The organism is Pseudomonas sp. GW821-FHT05D12 (assembly GCF_059419825.1).
On sequence record NZ_JBWKSN010000031.1, the window covers coordinates 1 to 7,675 of the forward strand.

The 7,675-nt window shown below is 58.6% G+C and carries 7 protein-coding genes and 1 pseudogene; 7 read left to right on the forward strand and 1 reads right to left on the reverse strand.

Features of this window, described 5'->3' with window-relative positions; genetic code table 11:
• The first annotated feature begins 185 nt into the window (after positions 1-185).
• Positions 186-692, forward strand: a complete 507-nt coding sequence (locus AC07SI_RS30260) for a disulfide bond formation protein B (RefSeq protein ID WP_065908531.1) — start codon at positions 186-188, stop codon at positions 690-692.
• Positions 693-1,164: 472 nt separating this feature from the next.
• On the opposite strand, the pseudogene AC07SI_RS30265 reads toward AC07SI_RS30260, so the two are convergent.
• Positions 1,165-1,455, reverse strand: a pseudogene (locus AC07SI_RS30265) (hypothetical protein).
• Positions 1,456-1,482: 27 nt separating this feature from the next.
• On the opposite strand from AC07SI_RS30265, the gene cyoA reads away from it, so the two are divergent.
• The 6 genes from cyoA (at position 1,483) to ptaA (ending at position 7,551) form a co-directional block, all read left to right on the forward strand.
• The gene (cyoA, locus tag AC07SI_RS30270) at positions 1,483-2,424 is read left to right on the forward strand and encodes a ubiquinol oxidase subunit II (RefSeq protein ID WP_053132079.1); all 942 of its coding nucleotides are present in this window, start codon (positions 1,483-1,485) and stop codon (positions 2,422-2,424) included.
• A 3-nt stretch (positions 2,425-2,427) separates the two neighbouring features.
• The gene (gene cyoB / locus AC07SI_RS30275; protein ID WP_065908533.1) at positions 2,428-4,446 is read left to right on the forward strand and encodes a cytochrome o ubiquinol oxidase subunit I; all 2,019 of its coding nucleotides are present in this window, start codon (positions 2,428-2,430) and stop codon (positions 4,444-4,446) included.
• A gap of 3 nt (positions 4,447-4,449) precedes the next feature.
• Positions 4,450-5,076: a cytochrome o ubiquinol oxidase subunit III gene (locus tag AC07SI_RS30280; protein WP_010206435.1), complete on the forward strand. Its 627-nt coding sequence runs from the start codon at positions 4,450-4,452 to the stop codon at positions 5,074-5,076.
• The gene (gene cyoD / locus AC07SI_RS30285; protein WP_010206434.1) at positions 5,076-5,417 is read left to right on the forward strand and encodes a cytochrome o ubiquinol oxidase subunit IV; all 342 of its coding nucleotides are present in this window, start codon (positions 5,076-5,078) and stop codon (positions 5,415-5,417) included. Before AC07SI_RS30280 ends, cyoD begins: the two co-directional genes overlap by 1 nt.
• An 11-nt stretch (positions 5,418-5,428) precedes the next feature.
• The gene (cyoE, locus tag AC07SI_RS30290) at positions 5,429-6,316 is read left to right on the forward strand and encodes a heme o synthase (RefSeq protein ID WP_003194050.1); all 888 of its coding nucleotides are present in this window, start codon (positions 5,429-5,431) and stop codon (positions 6,314-6,316) included.
• 146 nt (positions 6,317-6,462) lie between these two features.
• The gene (gene ptaA / locus AC07SI_RS30295; RefSeq protein ID WP_495007112.1) at positions 6,463-7,551 is read left to right on the forward strand and encodes a pyoverdine biosynthesis transaminase PtaA; all 1,089 of its coding nucleotides are present in this window, start codon (positions 6,463-6,465) and stop codon (positions 7,549-7,551) included.
• Positions 7,552-7,675: the final 124 nt, after the last annotated feature.

Sequence of the window (7,675 nt, forward strand, 5' to 3'; positions counted from 1 at the left end):
CCCCCCCCCCCCCCCCCCCCCCCCCCCCCCCCCCCCCCCCCCCCCCCCCCCCCCCCCCCCCCCCCCGCTCCCACATTCAGTTCTCTATTGCTCCTGATTAATCCCCCGTTAACCCCCCTCTGTTTAAACCACTCTCTGTGTGTAAACTTGCGGCCATTGGTACAACCAAACAAAGGGAAACGGGGATGAGTGACGAATTGCGTTTAGGCAGGGAGCGGCGCTTTCTGGTGTTGCTGGGCATCATCTGCCTGGCGCTGATCGGCGGTGCGCTGTACATGCAGGTGGTGCTGGGCGAGGCGCCGTGCCCGCTGTGCATCCTGCAACGCTATGCGCTGCTGTTGATCGCGATCTTCGCGTTCATCGGCGCAGCCATGCGCACCAAGGGGGCGATCACGTTGTTTGAAGGCCTGGTGATCCTCAGCGCCCTCGGCGGCGTGGCGGCTGCCGGCCATCACGTGTACACCCAGTTCTTCCCACAGGTCAGCTGCGGCATCGACGTGCTGCAACCGATCGTCGACGACCTGCCGCTGGCCAAGGTGTTCCCCCTGGGCTTCCAGGTGGACGGTTTCTGCAGCACCCCGTACCCGCCGATCCTCGGCCTGTCCCTGGCGCAATGGGCGCTGGTGGCGTTCGTGCTGACCGTGATCCTGGTGCCCCTGGGCATCTATCGGAATCGTCAGCGCCAGGGCTGAACCGTTACACAAACGCCCCGGTCCTTCTTGAAGGAAGGCCGGGGCGTTTTCGTATGTAGGGATTTGTGAAAGGGCTGTGACGAGGGGCAAGTTTAGGTGCGCGCAGTGTGCGACATGTTGTCACACGGACGCTGTCGCAGGACGTTTCTGACCCGCCGATCGGCCGCTTAAATTTGCACCGAGCGGTCAATTTGTGCTGTCAGTTCGTCGTTTGCAGCGGCCTCGCAAGCTTCGGTTGTTCGAGGCTCGCGGTGATGTCTGAATGCCTTGTTTTATGGGGGCTTGCATCGGTTTGCCTTGCCCTTACGACCTGTAGGGGATGCGACTCACTGACGAATAACACGGCAATTTTTGTGGTTTTTGTTGAGAATCGAACGCGATAAGATCGCGAACCGTTGCAATAATGGTGAAGGATTATTGCTGTAATCGATAAAAATTATTTCTTTATAAGACATGGTTTATACATCGCTAGCTAACTACAATCGCCCGCACTGAATGTCCGGTGCTGTTCAATATTTGAGCATTGGAGCGGTCGAGGGGCAGATGGATGGCTCTGTGCGACCCCAGGTTCCGGCAGCCTTTCAACTATCCGCACCAAATGGAATTGGTCTGTAACAAGGCCTTTAACCACGAAATCGAATAAGAACTCACCGCAGGTCCGTGAAACGTAGAGTTATGACGTGATGGGCAGGCTCTTATTCAATCGAAGAGAAATGCCAACCCTTGGCAGGGTGAAGTGTTGGCGATCAAAACCCAACTGCATTGCGCAAGCTGCTTTAGAGGTCGTGAGATGAGTAAAAACAGGTACCCCCGATTACTAGGCTTTTTGCCGCTGCTTGGCATGATGTTAATGCTGGGAGGCTGCAAGTGGACCTTGATGGACCCAAAAGGACAGATCGGTCTGGATCAACGCAACCTGATCATCACCGCGACCCTGCTGATGCTGTTGGTCGTGGTGCCTGTGATCATCATGACGTTCGCCTTCGCCTGGAAATACCGCGCGTCGAACACCAGCGCGACCTACGCGCCGAAGTGGTCGCACTCCACCAAGATTGAAATCGCGGTGTGGCTGGTTCCGATCCTCATCATCATCGCCCTGGGTTACATCACCTATAAGTCGACCCACGAGCTGGACCCGTACCGTCCGCTGGAGTCCGACGTCAAGCCGATCAACATCGAAGTGGTCGCGCTGGACTGGAAGTGGCTGTTCATCTACCCGGACCTGGGTATCGCCACGGTTAACCAGATCCGTTTCCCGGAGAACACCCCGCTTAACTTCCGGATCACCTCCGACGCCGTGATGAACTCGTTCTTCATCCCTGCCCTGGGCGGTCAGATCTACGCGATGGCAGGCATGCAGACCCGACTGCACCTGATCGCCAACGAAAAAGCTGAAATGGAAGGCATCTCCGCGAACTACAGCGGCGCTGGCTTCACCGGCATGAAATTCAAAGCGATCTCGACGAGCCAGGAAGATTTCAACGCCTGGGTAGCCGAAGTCAAGGCCGCACCTAAACAGCTTGATCAAGCTGAATACGATGCCCTGACCAAACCGAGCCAGAACAACCCAGTCGCCCTGTACTCCACGTATGAGCCGAACCTGTTTCAGAAAATCGTCGACAAGTACGAAGGTATGAAGCCAGGCAAGCCGGTCAAGCACGAGAAGAAAGAAGTGGCCGCGGTTGAAGGTTCTGACACGGGCTCGCATTCAACTGCTGGGGCAGAGGAGTAAACGATGTTTGGTAAATTAAGTTGGGATGCGGTCCCGTTCCACGAGCCGATCGTAATGGTGACTATCGCCATGATCGCGCTGGGTGGTCTGGCACTGTTTGCAGCAATCACTTATTTCAAGAAGTGGACCTACCTGTGGACCGAGTGGCTGACTTCGGTCGACCACAAGAAAATCGGCGTCATGTACGTCATCGTTGCCATGGTCATGCTGCTGCGTGGTTTTGCCGACGCCATCATGATGCGTACCCAGTTGGCCATGGCCACCGAGGGTTCGCCTGGCTACCTGCCACCTGAACACTATGACCAGATCTTCACCGCCCACGGTGTGATCATGATCATCTTCATGGCGATGCCATTCTTCACCGGCCTGATGAACCTTGCCTTGCCGCTGCAGATTGGTGCCCGTGACGTTGCCTACCCGTTCCTGAACTCCCTGAGCTTCTGGCTGCTGGTTTCCGGCGTGGTGCTGATCAACGTGTCCCTGGGCGTCGGCGAATTCGCCAAGACCGGTTGGGTTGCTTATCCGCCATTGTCGGGCATCCAGTACAGCCCTGGCGTGGGTGTGGACTACTACATCTGGGCGCTACAGTTATCAGGGCTCGGGACGACATTGACGGGGGTCAACTTCCTGGCCACCGTCCTGAAGATGCGCGCTCCTGGCATGAAACTGATGGACATGCCGATCTTCACCTGGACCTGCACCTGGGCCAACGTCCTGATCGTGGCTTCGTTCCCGATCCTGGCCGCTACCATGGCGCTGCTGTCGCTTGACCGTTACCTGGATTTCCACATTTTCACCAACGAACTTGGTGGCAATCCAATGATGTACGTGAACCTGTTCTGGGCATGGGGTCACCCTGAGGTGTACATCCTGATCCTGCCAGCGTTCGGTATCTTCTCTGAAGTGATCTCGACCTTTACCGGCAAGCGCCTGTTCGGTCACCACTCGATGGTCTACGCCTCCGGCGCGATCTCGGTACTGGGCTTCATGGTTTGGCTGCACCACTTCTTCACCATGGGTTCGGGGGCCAGCGTCAACGCCTTCTTCGGCCTGGCGACGATGCTGATTTCGATCCCGACGGGGGTGAAGCTATTCAACTGGCTGTTCACCATCTATCACGGCCGTCTGCGTATCACCAGCCAGGTCCTGTGGACCCTGGGCTTCATGGTGACCTTCGCCATCGGCGGCATGACCGGCGTACTGCTGGCCATCCCGGGTGCTGACTTCGTGCTGCACAACAGCCTGTTCGTGATCGCTCACTTCCACAACGTGATCATCGGTGGTGCGGTATTCGGCTACATCGCTGGTTTCAGCTTCTACTTCCCGAAAGCGTTCGGCTTCAAGCTGCACGAAGGTTGGGGCAAGGCTGCATTCTGGTTCTGGATCTCGGGCTTCTTCGTCGCGTTCATGCCGCTCTATGCACTGGGCTTCATGGGCATGACCCGTCGTCTGAACGCCACTACCAACCCTGAGTGGGTGCCGTACCTGTACGTCGCCATGTTCGGTGCGGTGATGATTGCTGTCGGTATCGCCTGCCAGCTGATCCAGCTGTACGTGAGTATCCGTGACCGTAAGCAGAACGCTTGCGAATCCGGCGACCCATGGAATGGCCACACCCTGGAATGGTCGACTTCGTCGCCACCACCGTTCTACAACTTCGCCGTGATCCCTACTGCGAACACCATTGATGCGTTCACCGAAGCCAAGGAAGACGGTACTGCGTACCAGCAACCGAAGCACTACGAGCCGATCCACATGCCAAACAACACCGCCACTGGCGTGGTGATGGGCGGCCTGCTGACCGTGTTCGGTTTCGCGATGATCTGGCACATCTGGTGGCTGGCAATCGTGAGCCTGGTAGGCACTATCGGTTACTTCATCATCCACGCTGCCCGTGATGATCAAGGCTACATGGTGCCGGTCGAAACGATCGAACGCATCGAAGCCGAGCAGCACGCTCGCCTGGTAGCCGAGAAGAAAATCCCGGCCAACCGTGTAGAAACTTCGTTGGAACAGGCTTAAATCATGTCGAACTTAGTGACCAATGCTGGACACGCCCATGTCGATGACCATGGGCACGATGACCATCACCACGACTCGGGGCCGATGACCGTTTTCGGTTTCTGGCTCTACCTGATGACCGACTGCATCTTGTTTGCGTCGATCTTCGCGGTGTACGCGGTACTGGTAAACAACGTAGCGGGTGGCCCGTCGGGCCACGACATCTTCGAACTGCCTTACGTGCTCGGCGAAACCGCCTTGCTGTTGTTCAGTTCGATCACCTACGGCTTCGCCATGTTGGCCTTCTACAAGGGCAACAAGAAGGGCGTACTGAGCTGGTTGGCACTGACCTTCCTGTTCGGCCTGGGCTTCATCGGCATGGAGATCAACGAGTTCCACCTGCTGATCTCCGAAGGCTACGGTCCGCACCGTTCCGGTTTCCTGTCGGCGTTCTTCACGCTGGTCGGCACCCACGGTCTGCACGTAACTGCCGGCCTGCTGTGGATGGCGGTGATGATGTATCAGGTCAATAAGCACGGCCTGACCAACACCAACAAGACTCGCCTGAGCTGCCTGAGCCTGTTCTGGCACTTCCTGGACGTGGTCTGGATCTGCGTCTTCACCGTTGTTTACCTGATGGGGACTCTGTAATGGCTAATGCACACTCCCATGACCATGACAGCCATGATGCGAGCCACGGCAGCGTAAAGTCTTACGCTATCGGCTTCATCCTGTCGGTAATCCTGACGCTCATCCCGTTTGGTCTGGTGATGTACCCGACTCTGCCGAAGTCGATCACCTTGATGATCGTATTGGCGTTCGCGGTGATTCAGGTTCTGGTTCACCTGGTGTACTTCCTGCACCTGGATCGTTCCAAAGAGCAGCGCGATAACGTGATCGCGTTCGTGTTCGCAGGCCTGGTAATCCTGCTGCTGGTTGGTCTGTCGATATGGATCATGTTCAGCATCCATACGTTCATGATGGCGAAGTGAGGTAAGACCCGATGTCGCTTAAGCACTTTATCCAAATCACCAAACCGGGGATCATTTTCGGTAACGTGCTTTCTGTGGCGGGCGGCTTCTTCCTGGCCTCCAAGGGACATGTCGATCTGGCCATCTTCCTGGCTGCAATGATCGGTACGTCCCTGGTGGTAGCTTCCGGTTGTGTCTTCAACAACTGCATCGACCGTGACATCGATATCAAGATGGAGCGCACCAAGAATCGCGTGCTGGTCCAGGGCCTTATCTCCCTGAAGCTGGCACTGATCTACGCGACCGTCCTGGGTGTTGCCGGTGTGGCACTGTTGTACAAGGTGGCCAACCCGTTGGCGGCGCTGTTTGCCGTGATCGGCTTTGTCATCTACGTCGGCCTCTACAGCCTGTACCTCAAGCGCAAGTCGGTTCACGGCACGCTGGTGGGCAGTCTGTCGGGGGCGATGCCGCCGGTGATTGGTTATGTAGCTGTGACCAATAGCTTCGACATGGCCGCGCTGACGCTACTGGTGATGTTCAGCCTGTGGCAGATGCCGCATTCCTACGCCATCGCGATCTTTCGCTTCAATGACTACCTGGCTGCGTCGATTCCGGTCCTGCCGGTCAAGCGTGGCATCCAGGTGGCCAAGAAACACATCCTGCTGTACATCCTGGCCTTCCTCGTGGCGACCTTGATGTTGACCTTCAGTGGCTACGCCGGCATGAGCTACCTCGCCGTCGCTGCCGCCATGGGCATGTACTGGTTGTACATGGCCTGGACCGGCTACAAGGCGGTGGATGACACCGTCTGGGCGCGCAAGCTGTTCGTGTTCTCGATCTTCACCATCACCGCGCTCAGCGTGATGATGTCCCTGGATTTCCAAGTGCCGAAAGAGCTGTTGCTGACCTACGCTCACTGAGTGTCGCAGCGTTGAAAAAGCCCCGCCTTCGAGAGAAGCGCGGGGCTTTTTCTTGGGCGCCGGTTTAAATTCGTCCAGGATTATCTCGTCATACCTCTCTGTACGAGCTGTGCGAATCCATCCCCGGTCTACAAGGAGTAGTTACCATGGTCAGCGTTAGTCGTCGGTCCCTTCTTGCCTTTGGCGCTGCGTTACCCTGGCTGGGGCGCCTGGAGTGGGCGGTGGCGGCCCCGCCGAAACCGACTGACGCGGTGCTGCTCAACTACAACGAAAGCCCCTACGGCCCCTCACAGGCGGCGCGCGAAGCCATGGCGCGTGGCATCGCCACCTCCGGGCGCTATCCCTATCCGCACATGTACGCGCTCGCCGCATTGTTTGCCCAGCAGCAGGGCCTCGCCGCAGAGCAGGTGGCGGTGTTTTCGGGCTCCATGGCCGCCCTGCGCTACGCCGTGTTGGCGTTCACCAGCGCCTCTCGTGGCCTGGTGATGGCTACGCCGTCCTACGAAGTGCCGCGCCAGGCCGCCGAGTCGAACAAGGCGCCGGTGCATGAAGTGAACCTTCGCGCCGACCACGCCCACGATATCCCCGCCATGCTCGCCGCCGATCCCCAGGCCGGCATGCTCTACCTGTGCAACCCCAACAACCCTACCGGCACCATCACCCCGCTTGATGCCGTCCGCCTGGCGTTGGCGAACAAACCCACCGGCAGCGTGCTGGTGGTGGACGAGGCCTACATCGACTTTGCCGACGTGCCCAGCGTTGTCAGTTGGGTCAAGGACCACGACGACCTGCTGGTGCTGCGCACCTTCTCGAAAATCTACGGCCTGGCTGGCGCCCGCCTGGGCCTGGCGATCGGCCATCCGGCGCTGCTGGAACGGTTGGCGGTGTTTGGCGGCGACAACGTTCCGGCGGGCACCACCTTGCTCGGCGGGCTGGCGAGCCTCGAAGACATCAAGCTGCTGCCCCAGCGCAAGGCACTCAACGCGCAACTGCGCGACGAGACCGTCAACTGGCTCAAGGCCCGTGGCTTTACCTGCACCGCGTCGCAGAGCAACTGCTTCATGATCGACGTGAAGCAACCGGCGGAGCAGGTCGTCGAGATGCTGGCGGCGCACGGCGTGATGATCGGAAGGGTGTGGAAGAATTGGCCGCAGTGGGTGCGGGTGACGGTGGGGAACAAGCGGGAGATGGCGCGGTTTCGCGAGGTGTTTGCGCAGGTTGAACGGGGCAGTTGAGTCCGCATTGTTCAACATGTGCGCGCTGCTATTTGAGCGACAGAAATCAAATGTGGGAGCGGGGGGGGGGGGGGGGGGGGGGGGGGGGGGGGGGGGGGGGGGGGGGGGGGGGGGGGGGGGGGGG

Excerpts from the sequence above, each read along its gene's own strand:
- AC07SI_RS30260 (WP_065908531.1), top strand. The coding sequence starts at position 186 with ATGAGTGACGAATTGCGTTTAGGCAGGGAGCGGCGCTTTCTGGTGTTG.
- cyoA (WP_053132079.1), top strand. The coding sequence starts at position 1,483 with ATGAGTAAAAACAGGTACCCCCGATTACTAGGCTTTTTGCCGCTGCTT.
- cyoB (WP_065908533.1), top strand. The coding sequence starts at position 2,428 with ATGTTTGGTAAATTAAGTTGGGATGCGGTCCCGTTCCACGAGCCGATC.
- AC07SI_RS30280 (WP_010206435.1), top strand. The coding sequence starts at position 4,450 with ATGTCGAACTTAGTGACCAATGCTGGACACGCCCATGTCGATGACCAT.
- cyoD (WP_010206434.1), top strand. The coding sequence starts at position 5,076 with ATGGCTAATGCACACTCCCATGACCATGACAGCCATGATGCGAGCCAC.
- cyoE (WP_003194050.1), top strand. The coding sequence starts at position 5,429 with ATGTCGCTTAAGCACTTTATCCAAATCACCAAACCGGGGATCATTTTC.
- ptaA (WP_495007112.1), top strand. The coding sequence starts at position 6,463 with ATGGTCAGCGTTAGTCGTCGGTCCCTTCTTGCCTTTGGCGCTGCGTTA.